Raw genomic sequence first — 17,610 nt, forward strand, 5'->3', positions numbered from 1 at the left:
TAGAAAAATTTAAGTACATATGATAAAATTAACTTATAAGTGGTAGTACCATAGTACCAATATTTTAGTATTGAAGGATGTATTACTTTAAATATATGATTTTATTAAATTATAGAGAGGAAGATTTATTGATGCCGATAATAAAATTGCCTTATAGTAAAAGAACTGTTGAAGTTGAAATCGATGACAGGAATCTTGCTGCAGTACTTGAACCAAAGCCAGTTGATTTTAAAGTGAAACTTACAGAGGATGAAATAGTTGAAAAAGCCCTTGATAACCCAATAGGTTCTCCAAAACTGGAGGAGCTGGTAAAAGGCAAAAATAATATGGTTATAATAAGCAGTGATCATACAAGGCCCCTTCCCAGTAAGATCATAATGCCAATACTTTTAGGGAGAATAAGAAAGGTAAATCCCAATATTGACATTAAAATTTTAATTGCCACGGGATTTCACAGAGCTACAACCAGGGAGGAGCTCGTAGACAAGTTTGGTAAAGAAATAGTTGAGAATGAAAATATAATAGTGCATGACTCACGGGACAAAAGCAAATTGGTTAAAATAGCTGCCTTTCCATCGGGATGGGATCTTGAGATAAATAAGACAGCAGCTGAAACCGAGCTTTTGATAGCGGAAGGACTTATAAAATCTCATTTCTTTGCAGGTTTTTCAGGAGGAAGAAAAAGTATACTTCCCGGAATATCCTCTGCAAAAACCATTATGTCCAATCATTGTTCTGAATTTATAGCAAGTCCTTATGCCAGAACAGGTAACCTTCGAAATAATCCAACTCATATGGATATGTTAGCTGCTGCCAAAAAGGCAAAATTGGCTTTTATAATAAATGTAGTTACGGATAAAAACAAGAAAATAATAAACGCCTTTGCAGGTGACAGCAGGCTGGCTCATGAAGAAGGCTGTGAGTTTTTCAGAAAGCTGTCCAGGGTTAAAAGGGTGGAGGCCGACATAGTTATTTCCACTAATGGAGGATATCCTCTGGATCAAAATATATATCAGTCTGTCAAAGGTATGGTGGCTGCTGAAGCCACTTGCAGAAAGGGCGGTGTGATCATAATGGTGGCTGCTTGTAATGACGGCCATGGCGGACAGGCATTTTATGACAATTTGGCAAATGTGAAATCACCTCAAGAGTTTCTGAAAAAAGTCTCCAGGCTTTCTAGAAGAGATACCACGCCGGATCAATGGGAGTCACAGATGCTGGCCAGGATACTGAGTGAATTTACTGTGATTCTGGTTACGGATATGTGTGATCCAGAGCTTGTAAAAAATATTCACATGCTTCATGCCTATACTGTGAAAGAGGCCTTGAACAAAGCCTATGATATTCTGGGGAAAAATGCAAAAGTTACTGTTATACCGGACGGGGCAGCAGTAATTGTAGAATAAAGACAATTGTGGATCCCATTTTATTTCCAGGGAAATGGGATTTCTGGCAATGGCAGCTGTTAAAGCAAATATGATGGGAAAGTGGAAAAAATTACTTTACAGAACATATGTTCTATGATAATATGGAGAAAAGAATGGAAGTGGTTCTGTGGATGTTTTTGATAAATTGAAAATTCTCACCGATGCGGCGAAATATGATGTGGCCTGTACTTCCAGTGGAGTAAATAGAAGGGCAGGTACTGGTGGAATTGGAAGTTCTGTGGCCTGTGGAATATGTCACAGCTTTTCGGCAGATGGAAGGTGTATTTCACTTTTAAAGGTTTTGATGACAAATGTCTGTGTTTATGATTGCAAATACTGCGTAAATAGACGTTCAAATGATGTGCCCAGAGCTTCATTTACGCCGCGTGAACTGGCGGATTTGACCATGAATTTTTACCGCCGTAATTATATAGAGGGACTTTTTTTGAGTTCCGGAGTGTTTAAAAATCCTGATTACACCTGTGAGCGGATGATTCGGGTGCTTGAGCTCTTGAGAAATGAATACAAATTTTTTGGATATATACATGTAAAAGCTATTCCAGGGGCTGACAGCAGGCTTATACATAAGCTTGGCATTTTGGGAGACAGAATGAGTGTGAACATTGAGCTTCCGTCACAGAACAGCTTGAAGCTGCTGGCACCGGACAAGTCAAAAGGTTCCATTTTAACACCTATGGGCTATATTAAAGATTGTATAGTACAAAATTCCAGAGATGCTGCAAGATACCGACATGCATATAAATTTGCACCGGCAGGTCAGAGCACCCAGATGATTATAGGTGCTACCCCCGATACTGACTTTCACATTTTGAACCTGGCGGAAGGACTTTACAGGAAATACAAACTTAAAAGGGTGTTTTTTTCTGCATACATACCGGTAGCTGAGAATTCACTGCTTCCCCGGGTGAATACCAGGCCTCCACTTTTACGTGAACATCGCCTCTATCAGGCTGACTGGCTTTTGAGATACTATGGCTTCAGGGCAAATGAAATTTTGGATAGGAGGCATCAGAGCTTCAATCCATATATAGATCCTAAATGCAACTGGGCACTGAATCACGGAGAGTATTTTCCGATAGATGTAAACAGGGCGTCTTATGAAAAACTGATAAGAGTACCCGGAATTGGCATAAGAAGTGCAAAGAGAATCGTAGCTGCCAGGCGGAATTTTTTACTGAATTTTGAAGCACTCAAAAAAATAGGAGTTGTACTCAAAAGAGCCCAATATTTCATTTTGTGTTCCGGAAATACAATAGAGGGGCTGAATACGGAAAGGGATGCAGTTATAAGGGCGCTTATGTCCAGAGGATCTGTAGATAGATATTATAGAGATTTTACTTTAGGAAAAAAGCATGAACAGATGTCTTTTTTTGATAAGCTTCCATTGGCATAGGGGGAATGCAGATGATCAAAAGATCAAATATTATATATAAATATGATGGAACTTTTGAAGGGTTCATGTGCTGTGTGTTTGAAAGCTATTATAAAAAAGAAATACCTATGGATATCATATCTTCTGCTCAATTTCAGACTACCTTTTTCCCGGTAAGGGAAATTGTTACGGATTTTAAGGAATCCACAAGGGTCATAAATTCAATACCCAGAAAAATGGGAAAATCTGCCCTTGAATTTTTAAGATGTGCTTTTTTGACATGTATGTCTCAGAAAGAAATGTATATGCTCTTGTTTTTGAGGAGAGGATATCATTACGGGTCCTCAGTTATGAGTATGTTTGGGGATGAGGTGGTGGATAAATTGTTTAAAGCTGTAAAATACTTAAAAAGTGAAAGCCATCTTCTAAAGGGATTTTTGAGATTTTCCATCTTCAGTGATATACTGGTATCACAAATTGAACCCCGGAATTATGTACTTCCTCTTATTGCCGGGCATTTTTGCCAGAGGTATGCTGAAGAACATTTTTTAATTTACGATAAAACGCATGATATGGCACTTGTGTACAGACCACATGAATACAAAATTATTCCCATGGTCAATTTACAGATGGCAAAAGCGGATGACCAGGAGAAATATTTTAGAAGGTTGTGGAGAATGTTTTACAATACAGTTGAAATAAAAAACAGGAGAAACCTTAAATGCCGTAGCAGTAATATGCCAAAGCATTACTGGAAATATATGACGGAATTTCAGGGCAGTGATCTGCATTGATTTGTCGCAGCTCAAGTGATTCTAAGGTATTAAAAAAACTAAATGGTACTGGAGGGGATAATATGGAGATCGATTATGGAAAGCTCATTTCAAAAGCTTTTCAGGGAAGAAAAAATGCCTATGCACCTTATTCTGGTTTTAAGGTGGGAGCGTCGGTATTGACTGAAGATGGGGATATATACACTGGCTGTAATATAGAGAATGCTTCCTATGGAGCCACCAATTGTGCAGAAAGGACTGCCATATTCAAGGCTGTGTCTGAAGGACATGAAGCTGTGAGGGCAATTGCCATAGCTGGAGCAGAAAATAATTATACCTGGCCCTGCGGTATCTGCAGGCAGGTAATGGCTGAATTTGCTTTACCGGATATGAAAATAATTCTTGCTAAAAATGAAAAAGAATATATTGTTAAAACTTTAAATGAAATTTTACCTGGAGCTTTTACCAAAAAGGATTTATCATAGAGTTATGACATCAGAGTTCAATCCTTATAGATTTTAGACTGATGATGAAAAGCATCATTGATTGTACACTGTGAATTGGGAAAGAGGTGAGTTTTAGTGAAAGCGAGGTACTTAGAATGTACGACTTTCACTATGAGATCATATGGATATTGCTAAAATAATTGATCATACGGCACTAAAACCGGACACTACAAAAAAGCAGATCATTCAGCTGACAAAAGAAGCTAAACAGTATGGATTTGCATCTGTGTGTGTAAATCCAAAATGGGTTAAACTTGCAGGTGAGGAATTGAAAGGCAGTGGAATAAAGGTATGTACTGTCATAGGCTTCCCCCTCGGGGCCAACACTACTGAAGCAAAAGTTTTTGAAGCAGTGGATGCCATTAAAAATGGCGCATCGGAATTGGATATGGTTATAGATATAGGTGAACTTAAGGATAAGAATGATGCTTATGTGGAAAAGGATATTAGAAGTGTTGTGGAAGCGGCAGAAGGAAAGGCGCTGGTAAAGGTGATTATTGAAACCTGCCTTTTAAATGATGAGGAAAAAGTGAGAGCCTGCAGGATAGCTGAGAAATCAGGTGCGGATTTTGTAAAGACCTCTACTGGATTTTCCAATGCGGGAGCTGTAGTAAAAGACGTAAAATTGATGCGCAGTACCGTTGGGGATGATATGGGAGTTAAGGCCGCCGGAGGTATTCATACCAGAGAAGAGGCCGTTGATATGGTTGAGGCAGGGGCAAATCGTATTGGAACGAGTTCCGGAGTTTCCATTGTTAAAGGATAGTTATTCTATAATGTGAGATTATTCACTTGAAGAAAAACCTTCCCCATGGGGAAGGTTTTAGATGAACCTAAGAATTACTTTATGAAAGGGGAATTTGTAATGAGAGCATTTGAGAGAGTACATATCATAGTTATGGACTCGGTGGGCATTGGCGAATCACCAGATTCAAATGAATTTGGTGATTTTGGTGTAAACACACTGGTGCATATTGCGGAGAAAAAAGATGGACTTGATATGCCGTATATGTCGGCGTTGGGATTATCTAATATTTGTGAAATCAAAGGAATAGAAAAAGCTGTCTTCCCCAAAGCTTATTTCGGGAAAATGCGGGAGGCTTCCCGGGGAAAAGATACTATGACGGGACATTGGGAGATGATGGGATTATATATTGACAAACCATTCCGCGTTTTTCCCAATGGCTTTCCACAGGAGTTAATTGAAAAAATAGAGAGATTTTCGGGAAGAAAGGTCATAGCAAATAAGCCTGCCAGTGGAACGGAGATTATAAAAGAATTAGGGGAGAGACAGCTTAAGACCGGTGAGCTCATTGTCTATACCTCGGCAGATTCCGTACTTCAAATTGCAGCACAGGAAGATGTCATACCACTTGATGAACTCTATAGGATATGCAGGTACTGCCGTGATATAACAAAGGATGAGCCCTATGTCTTGGGAAGAATTATTGCAAGACCTTTTGTAGGAAAAACAGCGGATACCTTTAAAAGGACCCCGAATCGCCATGACTATGCTTTGAAACCTTTTGATAAAACGGTGATGGATTACTTGAAGGAAGCCGGTCTGGATTGTATTGCAATCGGCAAAATTTCCGATATTTTTGATGGAGAAGGTATTACACGGGCAGTCAGAAGTAAAAATAATATGGATGGTATGGATAAATTAATTGCACTGCTGGATGAAAAATTTCACGGTATCAGTTTTATAAATCTGGTTGATTTTGATGCAGCTTATGGACATCGCCGCAATCCTGTTGGCTATGGAAATGCACTGGAGGACTTTGACAAAAGGCTGCCGGAGGTTTTTGAAAAATTGAATGAGGATGATTTGTTGATAATTACCGCAGATCATGGAAATGATCCCACTTATACTGGAACAGATCACACCAGAGAATTTGTGCCGCTTCTTGTTTACTCAAAGAGATTTGATACTGGAAAAAGCTTGGGTGTACGCAGAACATTTTCTGATGTAGGGGCTACAATTGCGGATAATTTCAAAGTACAATTACCGAAATATGGGGAAAGTTTCTTAAACAAATTAAAATGAAAGGGTAATAAAAATGAGAATGGTGGATGTAATTTCAAAAAAAAGAGATGGAGGGGAACTCAGCAGGGAGGAGATCAATTTTTTTGTAAGAGGCTATACCAGTGGAGCAATTCCGGATTATCAGGCAAGTGCCCTGGCTATGGCGATCTATTTTCAGAATATGAGTGCCAGAGAGATGTCTGATCTTACAATGTCAATGGTGAGATCTGGTGAGACTGTGGATTTGTCGGAGATCAGAGGCATAAAAGTTGATAAGCATTCTACTGGTGGTGTGGGAGATACCACAACACTTGTGCTGGCACCTCTCGTTGCATCCCTGGATATACCTGTTGCAAAGATGTCAGGACGTGGTCTGGGACATACTGGTGGAACTATTGACAAGCTGGAGTCTATTGATGGGTTTCATGTGGAAATTACAAAGGATAAATTTATTCAGCTGGTAAATGATGATAGAATTGCAATCATGAGCCAGACGGGTAATTTGACTCCGGCAGACAAGAAATTATATTCTCTCCGGGATGTAACGGGAACAGTGGAATCCATACCCTTGATTGCAAGTTCCATAATGAGTAAAAAAATTGCGGCAGGAGCTGATGCCATAGTACTGGATGTTAAAACAGGTGCGGGGGCTTTTATGAAGACCGATAAAGATGCGGAAAAGCTTGCACTTGCCATGGTTAAGATAGGAAACAGTGTGGGCAGGAACACCATGGCTGTAATTTCAGATATGTCACAGCCGCTGGGATTTGCCGTAGGTAATGCCCTTGAAGTAAAAGAAGCTATTGATACACTAAGGGGAGAAGGGCCAGAAGATCTTACGGAACTGGTTCTGACACTTGGGAGTGAGATGGTGGTTCTGGCTAAAAAAGCAGATACGTTGGAAGAGGCCAGAGGAAAACTTATTGAATCAATAAAAGTTGGCAGAGCCCTTGAAAAGTTCAAGGCCTTTATTGAAAATCAAGGGGGAGATCCGTCAATTGTGGATAACCCTAAAAAATTACCACGGGCAAAATATAAAATTGATCTGACCGCATTGAAAAGTGGCGTTGTCTCCAATATTGTGGCCGATGAAATTGGAATATCGGCAATGCTTCTTGGGGCAGGCAGGGCTACTAAAGAGGACAAGATAGATCCCTCCGTGGGGCTTGTGCTTCATAAGAAGATTGGCGATAGGGTAGAAAAAGGGGAAAAATTTTTAACCATACATTCTAATTGCCGGGATGTTGAGGAAATAAAAACCAGAATCTACAAGAATATAACTATCGGCAGCAGGGCTGAAAAGCCAGTATTAATACATAAGGTTATTATGAAATAAATACAAAAATAACGTACCTGAATTTGATTTATATAAACTAGGTACGTTTTCTGCATGATAAATTTTAATATCATATAAATAAATTTACATTGGAATCTTCAGCTTCACCTAGATAATAGCCAACACCTCCTACTTTGACGCCGTCTATGAGTTCTTCTTTTTTAAGGCCCATAACGTCCATGGACATCTGACAAGCTACTATCTCTATACCATTGTCTAAAGCTGATTTGATCAGGTTTTCAAGAGAGGTTATGTTTTTATCTTTCATAACTTTTCTTATCATTTTAGTACCCATACCCATCATGTTCATTTTGGACAGTTTTAATTTTTTACTGCCCCTTGGCATCATGAATCCGAACATGGAATCCATAAAACCCTTTTTTACAGGAACTTTTTCACTCTTCCTTAAAATATTCAATCCCCAGAATGTAAAGAACATAGTGACTTTTTTACCCATGGATGCAGCTCCGTTTGCTATGATAAAGGAAGCTATAGCTTTGTCTAAATCACCGCTGAACACTACCATGGTCTTGTTGTCCCTCACAGGTGGAATATCTTTTATAGGTTTTTCTGTCTCGACTCTGTTATTTTGTTTTTTTTTAATGAAGGCAGTGATATTGCTTTTATCTCTTCTTAAATCAATGAGTTCGTTATATGTCCTCCTGCACCATGCCTTTATATCTTCGTAAAAACCCGGGTCGGAAGCAGTCACTTTTAGAATCTGTCCCTCTGTTAAATCATCCACAGCTGCTTTGACCTGCATGAGCGGTCCGGGACAGCAAAGTCCACATGCATCAAGGCTTTTGTCATAATCCAATTTATCCAGAGCTATTTCGGATTTTAAAGTTTGTGTATCCTGGTCTAAAATTTGCTTTTGATAGTTATTGATATTTTTATCACGTATTTCAGGAGTATAGTTTAAGATCGATAGACTTTTGTATCCACCGGTTATGTTTTTAGCTCTGTATCCGTGCTGGGAAAGTATTCTTGCCGCAACATATCCCCTGAGGCCAACTTGACAGTATGCAATGATCTCCTTATTTTTATCCAATTCGTTAAGTCTTTCTCTTAAATTATCTACAGGTATATTTACAGCCCCCTCAAGATGGCCATTGTTAAATTCTATTTCTGAACGTACATCCAGAAGGACAGTATTTTCTCTATTATAATTTAAAAATTCCATTGGAGTAATAACATCAACTTTACCGGAAAGAACATTTTCAGCCACAAAACCCGCCATATTTACAGGATCCTTTGCCGAGGAAAATGGAGGTGCATAGCATAGTTCCAGTTCTGTCAAATCTGATACCGAGCCGCCAAGTCTCATTGTAGCTGCGATAACGTCAATTCTTTTATCAACACCGTCATAGCCTATAGCCTGGGCACCCAGGATTTTACCTGTTTCATTGAATATAAGCTTTATGGACATAGGGAGGGCAGCTGGATAATATGATGCATGGGAAGCCGGATGAACATATATAACTTTGTAAGGTATGTTAAGTCTCTTTAAAGTTCGTTCATTATTTCCTGTGCTTGCAGCGGTCAGTCCAAAAATTTTGATTATTGCAGTACCCTGGGTGCCCTTATATGTTGAATTTAACCCTGCTATGTTGTCTGCAGCTATTCTTCCCTGCTTATTTGCCGGCCCGGCCAGAGGTACTGCAGTATTTTGCTTGTTGACGAAATCAGTCACTTCGACAGCATCTCCCACAGCATAGATATTCTCAATATTTGTTCTCATTTTACTGTCAACTAATATATGACCTTTTGTTCCAAGCTTTATTTTGCTATTTTTTATGAAATCAGTATTTGGGGTAACTCCTATAGATAGTATGGCCAGGTCGGCAGTAATATTTGTATTGCTGTTTAAGGTGATTTCAATATTATCCTCACTGTCTTTAAAAGATTTTACTCCGTCATTTAATATTAGATCTATGCCGTTTTCCACAAGTTCTTTTTCAGCCATGACTGCCATGTCTGAATCAAAGGGTGCTAAAATGTGTGGCGCGGCCTCGACTAAAGTAACCCTCAATCCTCTTTCTTTAAGATTTTCAGCCATTTCAACGCCAACATATCCACCGCCTATCACCACGGCACTGTTTACTCCTTTTTTATCAACGAATGATTTTATATTATCCGTGTCCGGTATATTCCTTAAAGTGAAAATTTTACTGCTGTTTATACCCTCAATTTTTGGCTTGATAGCTTTTGCACCGGGAGATAATAACAGATAATCATAATTTTCATCATAAGTTTTTCCATTTTTGTTTTTTACTTTTACTGTGTTTTTGTTAACGTCCACATCTGTAATTTCACTGTTCACCCTTACATCTATATTGAACCTGGCGTGCATACTTTCAGGTGTCTGAACCAGGAGTCTTTGTCTTTCCTTGATTGTTTCACCTATGTAATAGGGAAGACCGCAGTTTGCGAAAGATATATAATTGTCTTTTTCAAACATTATTATTTGGGCATTTTCATCCAATCTTCTCAGCCTTGCAGCTGCAGACGCTCCTCCTGCAACTCCGCCTACCACCAATATTTTTTTACTCATAAGAATTCCTCCTTCTATAATATTTTAAATTGAGTTTCACAAAAGATTAAAATAAAATTTGAATTAGTTTGATTACCATGGGGTTGCAAACTTTATAATTGATTTCAAGTCCATTTCGGGTGCCTTCTATGATTCCCGCTGTCCTCAGTTTCTGAATATGCTGTGACAGGGTGGATTGTGGTATTTCGAGACAATCCTGCATATAGCTTACATTACATTGTCCCTTTTCCAGCAGCCCTTTGACTATGCAGAGTCTGACAGGGTGTGCCAGTACTTTGAGGATTTCGGCTTTCTCATTGTAATCTTTAAAATTTTTATTCATAGCTGTACCTCTTTCAAAAGATATTCTTATATCGTTATATTTATATATTACAATATAACGATAAAATGTTCAACAGTTTTATTCAAAATTATTGGTGTTTATTCGCGATGACATTTAATATTTACACTTTATACTTTTGATCCTATCTTGACATTGTATAAATAAAATATTATCATTTGATTATTATGAGCAAATGATGCTTATATGGCAGTTCCTATAATTGTACTAATAAAACGGAGAAGGAGTGACATCAGATTTTATGAAGATATTAAAAAAATTTTTACAGTATTACAGGCCTTATAGATTTCTTTTTTATGCAGATATGCTCTGTGCGCTTGTAGTATCGCTGGTGGATTTGGCATTTCCTTTAATTTTAAGCTATCTTTCAAAGAATATTTTTGTAAAGGATAAAATAGTTATACTTAATTCCATATTATATATTGGGACAGCCCTGATTGCGCTGTATATACTTAAATATTTCTGTCAGTATTTTATTGCTTCCTGGGGTCATATTATGGGAGCTAGAATGGAAAATAATATGAGAAAGGATTTATTTTATCATCTTCAGAAGATGTCTTTTTCTTATTATGATGAAAACAATACAGGTCAGATGATGTCCATACTTGTATCGGATCTGTTTGATATATCAGAACTGGCCCATCATGGACCGGAAAATGTATTTATTTCGGCAATTAAAATAATAGGCTCTTTTGCAGTACTCATGTTAATCAATGCTGAAATGACACTTATACTTTTTGCAGTGACTGTAGTGATGGTAGTATTCTCATTCTATGAAAATAAAAAAATGCAGAAAATATTCTTTGACAACAGAAAAAAAATGGGCAATATAAATTCCTCTGTTCAGGATAGCCTCCTTGGGATAAGGGTTGTAAAGTCTTTTGCCAATGAAGATATTGAAAGAGATAAATTTGACAGAAACAACAATGCATATCGTATTTCAAGGGAAAAAAGTTATAAAGTTATGGGAAGATTTATAGCAGGAAATACTTTTTTTGAAGGGCTTTTGTATGTGGTGATACTTGTTACAGGAGCATTTTTTATAGCCAATGGTTCTTTGACGATACCAGATCTTGCCGTATATGCTCTTTATATAAACATATTTATAAATCCAATAGATATACTGATAAATTTTGCAGAGCAGTTTCAAAAGGGATTTGCCGGATTTAAGAGATTTTTAAATATTGTAACTGTGGAACCTGAAATAGTGGATAAAAAAGATGCCGTACCTTTAGAAAATGTAAAGGGTAATATAGAATATAAAAATGTTTCTTTCAGCTACAATTCTAAAAAGCAGGTACTTAAAAATATAAATGTGGAAATAAAAGCAGGCAGGAAGATTGCATTTGTAGGACCTTCAGGGGGAGGGAAAACTACAATTTGTTCACTTCTTCCAAGATTTTATGATGTTTCATCAGGCTCTGTAATGATAGATGGAAAAGATGTGAGGGATGTTACTCTTGAATCGTTGAGAAATTCCATTGGAATAGTACAGCAGGACGTCTATTTGTTCTCTGGAACCCTGAAGGAGAATATAAGATATGGAAAACCGGAGGCATCTGACGAGGAGATAATAGAGGCAGCCAAGGAAGCTAATATTCATGATTATATAATGAGCCTGGATAATGGCTATGACACCTATGTAGGGGAAAGAGGGGTCAGGCTTTCAGGAGGACAGAAACAGAGAATTTCAATTGCAAGGGTGTTTCTTGAGAACCCTCCCATACTTATATTGGATGAGGCTACCTCTGCATTGGACAATGAAAGTGAAAGCTTTATACAAAAATCCCTTGAAAAGCTGGCTAAAAACAGGACTACTATAGTTATTGCCCACAGACTCAGCACGATAAGAAATGCCGATGAGATAATAGTCATTGATGATGAAGGAATAAAGGAGAGGGGAAGTCACAGTGAACTTCTTCAAAAAGGAGGACTTTACGCGTATTACTACAATATGCAGTTTGAAGGGTTGGATATAAGAGAATAAAGGCCTTAACATTTATTCGTCAAAAATAATTTCATAAATTTTCATCTATGATTGTTTTGGCTTTATCCAAAACAATTTAAAAGAGGCGAGATATATGAAGAATAAAAAAGAAGTTGCTCATGAAGTACCAGTTCAAGAGCAGCTAGCAGAAAATTAAATCAATTTATCAGATTTTGCTCTTATTTCGAGTTGAATTTGCGTAGGCAATTGTTGATATATTTCTTTTATGTAATCTTTATTAGTTATGGCCTCATAAATTGCTTCTGAAAGAATTTTAGTGAATTGTTTTTTAGTTAGATCGGATACTTTTTCAAATTCAACAGATGATACCACGGAACTCACAGCTTTATTTATAGAGCTTTTTAACATAACCACCACCCCACTTATTAAAGAAAATAATTCTATAAAATAATCTAAAAAACCTTTAGAAAATAATGTAAAACAAGAGTGATGAATCTGTACTTAATTTTATAAAAAATGGGGGAATGTAAAAATGTCAAGTACAACTATATTATTTGTTGTTATAGGGCTGGCCATTGGAGTGGGAACTACAGTATTGGTACTCCTGCCAGCTTTAAAGAGGAAGGGTGTTGACACTGGAGAGATATTACAAAAGGTTGATGCCGGCCTGCAGGAGGTCAAAAAATATACTGATGCTGCAAAAGCTATAGTACCGGGTAATAAATTTCTGAATATTTTGAGTATCATAGAACACTATGCGGAGATAGGTGTAGGGCAAGCTCAGCAGCTCAATATATCTTCACAGCTTCCAGCGGACCAGAGGAAAAAGAGTGCTGAAGATTATGTATATAGTGTACTTCAAAAGTTGGGTATAGAAGTGGATGACAATGTAAAAACCATAGTTTCCGGGGCGATAGAGAGTAAAGTATATGAACTCAAAAGTCCAGAAGAGAAAAAGTCAGCTGGGCAGACGGCGGCTCAAACTCAAATATCGCAGCTTCAAACTCAAAATTCACAGCTCCAGAGTGAAAGAGACAAGCTACAGCAGGAAAACGGAGAATTGAAAAAGAAAATTACTGATATGCAAAGTACTGTGGCTCCTGTGAAAAGTACAACTAATATGACACAGCCAGCACAGCCGACACAATAATTTTAAGGCCTAGAGTAGCGTAAAATCTATTCTAGGTCATTGTTTTAGATTTCTATATAGTTATAATTCATTTAAAATTGAACTATTAGAATCGTTATTTTGTTGATACAAATCCGAATTTAAATATAGCTCAGGATTATTTGATAATAGGGGATTTTCAGATATTAATTTGGCTTGTTTTTGTATTTCCCCATTGCGGGAAGATAATAAAGCGCTTTTGATAGAGTCTTCCTGATCTTGAGTAATAATACCGCTTGATACAAGTTTGTCTAATGGAGATTGTGAATTAGTGTTTGAATAAGTTGAAGATGCAGTATTTAATGATGAAATGGCATTTTTAATAGAATTTTCTTGTTCCTGAGTAATAGTATTATTTTCTACTAAACTATCTAGGGTGGAATTGAGTATATTATTAGTATTAGAAGTCTGCAGTGAATTTAAGGTGCTCAATGCTTCAGGGCTAAGTTGAATTGAATCCAGTCCCAAACTTGAAATTGAATCATCCGTGTTATCTGAATCGTCATCTGAACTTAAAAGTGGATCTTGAAAAATTTGATTATTTGAGTTTATGCTGTATAAGTATGGAATTAAAGAGCTAATGTCATTGGACATAATTACACTTCCTTTGTATAATGTAGTGTACAAGGTATTGTAAGCCCCTTGTCATGGCTATTTATAATTGTATCTATTGGTGTTTATGTATTTATATACATTTGTTATAATTTTAAAACTGTTTCCTTAATATTTTCTTAAACTATATAAAAATTTAGATAAAAAATATCGAAAAGTATAGTCTAAAAATATACTAACAAATAAGAAAGGAGGGTTTTATAATAAAATAGTAGATAGAATTATTCAAAAATTTTGAAATGTAAGTTGACATAATTATAGGCCTACTATATAATAAAATTAAGAAGAAGGATAAAAACTTCTTCTCAGCACTTCTAACTCATAAATTAAGATTGAAAAAAGGGTTTAGACAAGGAAGAGATTAGGACAGCAGGTAGTGAACACTCAATAGTATATGGAAGCAAATGTGCTTGGTGGAAGTAAACTTGAAGAGGTATCTACTAGATCGGGGACGGTGAACGTTTTTAATTATGAAAATGTTCAGGGTAAGAGATAATTGATCCTAATTGAGTTTTAGGAAGTATAAAAGATTGATGATTTGATGTATGATTTGAAAATTGTTATTTGAAAATGTTTAAGATACAGATATGGAGAATAGTATGTTTAAGAAAGATTAGTTGTCAATCAAATTTATATGTCTGTAGAGAATTGTAATTGATTTAAGTAAATATAATAGATTTTACGTTATAAAAAACAATTAGAAAAGGGTGACGGATATTCAAGTAGAATCAGAGTGTTTATATGGGTTAGGAGTTGCTTGACCACCAATTAGTTCTATGTAAATGGGCTAATTGGTGGTTTTGATTTTGTAAAGAGTATATAAACAAATTCATTTTTCCCTTCATAATATCTCCATAACAATATTGTATTATCTAAATAAATAATATAAGTGAGGAGTATTTATTATGAATTGTCATGGAAGTAATAATATGAACAATAAAAGCGGCCACAGTGGAATAGGTCACATGATTATGATGGTTGTTTGCTGTGCTATACCGGTAGTGTTACTATCATCTCTGCCATTTTTAGGATTAGCGCCAAGGTTCAAAATTATGCTTGCAGCAGCAGCTCCGTTTATATGTCCTATAATGATGATCTTAATGATACCAATGATGTTTATGCATTCTAAAAAGAATAAGTGCTGTGATGATATGGAAAATGATAAAAATGTAAATGTAAAAAAGATCAGTAATTAAATCTAGATAAGGCAGGGGAGCATAGGTTCATACAAGGGTTAGAATCTATGCTCATTTTCATATCATTCTGGATCTTTCACAGCGCCGAATTTATAGCCTATCTTTACCACAGTGAGTATATATTTTGGCTCTTTACTGTTGTATTCTATTTTTTTTCTCAAGTTCTTGATATGGGCATCTATAGTTCTGTCGGAACCTTCAAAATCTATACCATATACATTTCTTATGAGCTGTTCCCTGGATAGAACTTTGCCGTTATTCAAAGCAAGAGCATATAGAATATCGAATTCATTTGGGGTGAGAACTACATATTTTCCTTTTACCTGAACATTTCTTCTTTCATTGTCAATTTTAAGTTTTCCGCCGTCATAAGAAAGTATTGTTGTTTTGTCAGAATTTATTCTTCTAAATAATGCATTTACTCTTGCAGTGAGCTCTCTTGGACTCAAGGGCTTGGTGAGGTATTCATCCGCTCCCAGGGTAAGCCCTTTGATCTTATCACTTAATTCTGCTTTTGCAGTGAGCATAAATATGTGTACGTCCGATACTTCTCTTATAATTTTACATATTTCTTCTCCGTCTATATCCGGCAGCATCAAGTCCAATATGACAAGTTGAAAATTTATCTTATTGAACAGCTTGATTCCGTCATAGCCTCTAGTAGAACAATAAACTCTATAACCTGCTCTTTCAAGGTAGGCTTTAATTACTTCCGATACCTTTATTTCATCTTCAATTATTAAAATATTATTCATTATTATTCTCCTTGTTCTTGTTAAAATATAAAATAAATGACGTTCCTTTGCCAAAAGTGCTTTTGACATCAATTACAGCGGAATGGAGAGTGAGTATTTTTTTTACAATAGTCAATCCTATGCCACTTCCCTCTGTTTTACGGCGGCTCTTGTCTGCCCTGTACAATCTTTCGAAAATGTAGGGGAGATCCTCCTTCTTTATGCCTATGCCGTTATCTCTGATTTTAACTATAATTTTACTGGCATTTGTATAAAGATCAACCCATACGCTTCCTCCAGACGGGGTGAATTTAATGGCATTGGAGAATAAATTTATAAAAACTTGTTTCAATTCGTCTTCATTTCCCAGTATCTCAAATTTTTTGTTTTTTTCTATATTTAGAGAAAAATTGATATTTTTCTTTTTAAAATCGATGGAAAGCTTGCTGCTTATGGAAGTAACAAGTTTATCCAGAGATATGATCTCCATCATATTAAGGTCTGATTTTTCATCTTCAAATTGTTTTAAAATATTTAAATTATTTAGCAGCTTGCCAAATCTTATGACCTCCTGATTCAAATAATTCAAGCGTTCTTCAGTTACAGGAAATATTCCGTCAATCATTGCCTCCAGATTATTTTGTAGAATATTCAGGGGAGTTCTTATTTCGTGGGAGATATCTGAAACAAGTCTTTTCCTGAGGAGCTCCTGCTCCTTTAATATTTTACCCAGGGCATTTATACTTTTAGTCAGATTGTTTAGTTCTTTTATATTAGTTTTTACATTTGAAGTGGAATCGTACATTCCCCTGGAAAGTTTAACAGAAGTATCGGATACGGATTTAATAGGGGATGAAAATTGTTTTGATATTATTATGCTTATTATGACAGCGATAATTATGGCCGCTATAACGCTTATAATAATATCTCTGTTTATAGACATTTTGAAATCTATATCCTGCTGTGTCAGTAAAATTGGAGAATATTGTCCTATTACTACATAGCCTACAATTTTTCCATTATACTTGATCTTAAAGGAATTTGATGTGTAAATCCCCTTGTTGTTATAGACGTTTTGCATCATCTTGTGGGATTTTTCTTTTATATCGTTGGAATCCATACCCCAGATGGTATTTTTATTGGAGTCTAAAAGGGTCAGGCAGTAATTACTCATATAAGCTTCGTGCATTATCTCTTCTCCAGAATTTATAGTCCATTTTTTGTCTCTTTTGTATACCTGTTGAAAATAGTCCACAATTCTGTTGTTTCTGCTTTTCTGAGTGTCCATCATATATTTATTAAAAGTACTGTTTACTGTGAATTTTACATACAGTGCCAGTAATATAACTGAAATAATTGAGCAGAAAATAATTGTAATACTCAATCTCTTTCGAATGCTTTGCAAAAATATCACTCCCAAGGATATAATAATGACCTAATTATATTTTACAGATAATTTGATGTATTTACAATTTTAGTATTCACCGTTAACTCAAAATTAGTTTACCAAATTATTATGTTGATTATATGAAGACTTTAGTGATGATTCATAACATCTTCATAGGAAGTTTATATACTTAATTAAATTGATTTTTGT

Annotated in this window: 16 protein-coding genes; 10 read left to right on the forward strand and 6 right to left on the reverse strand. The window is 36.1% G+C overall.

Annotated features, from left to right (window positions below):
- The first annotated feature begins 131 nt into the window (after positions 1-131).
- The 7 genes from larA (at position 132) to ACFHWD_RS15870 (ending at position 7,461) form a co-directional block, all read left to right on the forward strand.
- Positions 132-1,406: a nickel-dependent lactate racemase gene (gene larA, locus ACFHWD_RS15840; RefSeq protein ID WP_150357123.1), complete on the forward strand. Its 1,275-nt coding sequence runs from the start codon at positions 132-134 to the stop codon at positions 1,404-1,406.
- A gap of 148 nt (positions 1,407-1,554) precedes the next feature.
- Positions 1,555-2,841: a putative DNA modification/repair radical SAM protein gene (locus ACFHWD_RS15845; protein ID WP_150357122.1), complete on the forward strand. Its 1,287-nt coding sequence runs from the start codon at positions 1,555-1,557 to the stop codon at positions 2,839-2,841.
- Between the two features lie 11 nt (positions 2,842-2,852).
- Complete coding sequence (locus tag ACFHWD_RS15850; protein ID WP_150357121.1) at positions 2,853-3,614, forward strand: TIGR03915 family putative DNA repair protein; 762 nt, start codon at positions 2,853-2,855, stop codon at positions 3,612-3,614.
- Positions 3,615-3,682: 68 nt separating this feature from the next.
- A complete protein-coding gene (locus tag ACFHWD_RS15855; protein ID WP_150357129.1) occupies positions 3,683-4,078 on the forward strand; it encodes a cytidine deaminase in 396 nt (131 codons plus the stop codon).
- A gap of 142 nt (positions 4,079-4,220) precedes the next feature.
- The gene (gene deoC / locus ACFHWD_RS15860; protein WP_150357120.1) at positions 4,221-4,865 is read left to right on the forward strand and encodes a deoxyribose-phosphate aldolase; all 645 of its coding nucleotides are present in this window, start codon (positions 4,221-4,223) and stop codon (positions 4,863-4,865) included.
- Between the two features lie 99 nt (positions 4,866-4,964).
- The gene (gene deoB / locus ACFHWD_RS15865; protein ID WP_179978567.1) at positions 4,965-6,146 is read left to right on the forward strand and encodes a phosphopentomutase; all 1,182 of its coding nucleotides are present in this window, start codon (positions 4,965-4,967) and stop codon (positions 6,144-6,146) included.
- Positions 6,147-6,159: 13 nt separating this feature from the next.
- Positions 6,160-7,461: a pyrimidine-nucleoside phosphorylase gene (locus ACFHWD_RS15870; protein ID WP_179978566.1), complete on the forward strand. Its 1,302-nt coding sequence runs from the start codon at positions 6,160-6,162 to the stop codon at positions 7,459-7,461.
- Between the two features lie 70 nt (positions 7,462-7,531).
- On the opposite strand, the gene ACFHWD_RS15875 is transcribed toward ACFHWD_RS15870, so the two are convergent.
- Positions 7,532-10,015 carry a CoA-disulfide reductase gene (locus ACFHWD_RS15875; protein WP_150357117.1) on the reverse strand — a complete coding sequence of 828 codons (2,484 nt, stop codon included), beginning with the start codon at positions 10,013-10,015 and terminating at the stop codon, positions 7,532-7,534.
- 46 nt (positions 10,016-10,061) lie between these two features.
- Positions 10,062-10,337: a helix-turn-helix transcriptional regulator gene (locus tag ACFHWD_RS15880; protein ID WP_150357116.1), complete on the reverse strand. Its 276-nt coding sequence runs from the start codon at positions 10,335-10,337 to the stop codon at positions 10,062-10,064.
- A 259-nt stretch (positions 10,338-10,596) separates the two neighbouring features.
- Between ACFHWD_RS15880 and ACFHWD_RS15885 the strand changes: the two genes are divergently transcribed.
- Positions 10,597-12,342 carry an ABC transporter ATP-binding protein gene (locus ACFHWD_RS15885; RefSeq protein ID WP_378062663.1) on the forward strand — a complete coding sequence of 582 codons (1,746 nt, stop codon included), beginning with the start codon at positions 10,597-10,599 and terminating at the stop codon, positions 12,340-12,342.
- A gap of 153 nt (positions 12,343-12,495) precedes the next feature.
- On the opposite strand, the gene ACFHWD_RS15890 is transcribed toward ACFHWD_RS15885, so the two are convergent.
- The gene (locus ACFHWD_RS15890) at positions 12,496-12,711 is read right to left on the reverse strand and encodes a hypothetical protein (RefSeq protein ID WP_150357114.1); all 216 of its coding nucleotides are present in this window, start codon (positions 12,709-12,711) and stop codon (positions 12,496-12,498) included.
- Positions 12,712-12,835: 124 nt separating this feature from the next.
- Between ACFHWD_RS15890 and ACFHWD_RS15895 the strand changes: the two genes are divergently transcribed.
- On the forward strand, positions 12,836-13,453 hold the full coding sequence (locus ACFHWD_RS15895; protein WP_229981395.1) for a hypothetical protein: 618 nt from the start codon (positions 12,836-12,838) through the stop codon (positions 13,451-13,453).
- Positions 13,454-13,513: 60 nt separating this feature from the next.
- Here ACFHWD_RS15895 and ACFHWD_RS15900 read toward each other — a convergent pair whose 3' ends face one another.
- Complete coding sequence (locus tag ACFHWD_RS15900) at positions 13,514-14,065, reverse strand: hypothetical protein (RefSeq protein WP_150357112.1); 552 nt, start codon at positions 14,063-14,065, stop codon at positions 13,514-13,516.
- 923 nt (positions 14,066-14,988) lie between these two features.
- On the opposite strand from ACFHWD_RS15900, the gene ACFHWD_RS15905 reads away from it, so the two are divergent.
- Positions 14,989-15,279 (forward strand): hypothetical protein, encoded by a 291-nt coding sequence (locus ACFHWD_RS15905; RefSeq protein WP_229981396.1) that lies wholly within the window; start codon positions 14,989-14,991, stop codon positions 15,277-15,279.
- A 62-nt stretch (positions 15,280-15,341) separates the two neighbouring features.
- Here ACFHWD_RS15905 and ACFHWD_RS15910 read toward each other — a convergent pair whose 3' ends face one another.
- Positions 15,342-16,034: a response regulator transcription factor gene (locus ACFHWD_RS15910; protein ID WP_229981397.1), complete on the reverse strand. Its 693-nt coding sequence runs from the start codon at positions 16,032-16,034 to the stop codon at positions 15,342-15,344.
- Positions 16,027-17,418 (reverse strand): cell wall metabolism sensor histidine kinase WalK, encoded by a 1,392-nt coding sequence (locus ACFHWD_RS15915; RefSeq protein ID WP_229981398.1) that lies wholly within the window; start codon positions 17,416-17,418, stop codon positions 16,027-16,029. Before ACFHWD_RS15915 ends, ACFHWD_RS15910 begins: the two co-directional genes overlap by 8 nt.
- Positions 17,419-17,610: the final 192 nt, after the last annotated feature.

It is taken from the genome of Clostridium sp. MT-14 (assembly GCF_042436595.1).
Taxonomy (GTDB): domain Bacteria; phylum Bacillota; class Clostridia; order Clostridiales; family Clostridiaceae; genus Clostridium_B; species Clostridium_B aromativorans.

Bases quoted from the DNA above. Each gene is read 5' to 3' on its own strand.
- deoC (WP_150357120.1), top strand. From the start codon at position 4,221: ATGGATATTGCTAAAATAATTGATCATACGGCACTAAAACCGGACACT.
- deoB (WP_179978567.1), top strand. From the start codon at position 4,965: ATGAGAGCATTTGAGAGAGTACATATCATAGTTATGGACTCGGTGGGC.
- ACFHWD_RS15850 (WP_150357121.1), top strand. From the start codon at position 2,853: ATGATCAAAAGATCAAATATTATATATAAATATGATGGAACTTTTGAA.
- larA (WP_150357123.1), top strand. From the start codon at position 132: ATGCCGATAATAAAATTGCCTTATAGTAAAAGAACTGTTGAAGTTGAA.
- ACFHWD_RS15910 (WP_229981397.1), bottom strand. From the start codon at position 16,034: ATGAATAATATTTTAATAATTGAAGATGAAATAAAGGTATCGGAAGTA.
- ACFHWD_RS15900 (WP_150357112.1), bottom strand. From the start codon at position 14,065: ATGTCCAATGACATTAGCTCTTTAATTCCATACTTATACAGCATAAAC.
- ACFHWD_RS15895 (WP_229981395.1), top strand. From the start codon at position 12,836: ATGTCAAGTACAACTATATTATTTGTTGTTATAGGGCTGGCCATTGGA.
- ACFHWD_RS15905 (WP_229981396.1), top strand. From the start codon at position 14,989: ATGAATTGTCATGGAAGTAATAATATGAACAATAAAAGCGGCCACAGT.
- ACFHWD_RS15880 (WP_150357116.1), bottom strand. From the start codon at position 10,337: ATGAATAAAAATTTTAAAGATTACAATGAGAAAGCCGAAATCCTCAAA.
- ACFHWD_RS15870 (WP_179978566.1), top strand. From the start codon at position 6,160: ATGAGAATGGTGGATGTAATTTCAAAAAAAAGAGATGGAGGGGAACTC.
- ACFHWD_RS15885 (WP_378062663.1), top strand. From the start codon at position 10,597: ATGAAGATATTAAAAAAATTTTTACAGTATTACAGGCCTTATAGATTT.
- ACFHWD_RS15890 (WP_150357114.1), bottom strand. From the start codon at position 12,711: ATGTTAAAAAGCTCTATAAATAAAGCTGTGAGTTCCGTGGTATCATCT.
- ACFHWD_RS15875 (WP_150357117.1), bottom strand. From the start codon at position 10,015: ATGAGTAAAAAAATATTGGTGGTAGGCGGAGTTGCAGGAGGAGCGTCT.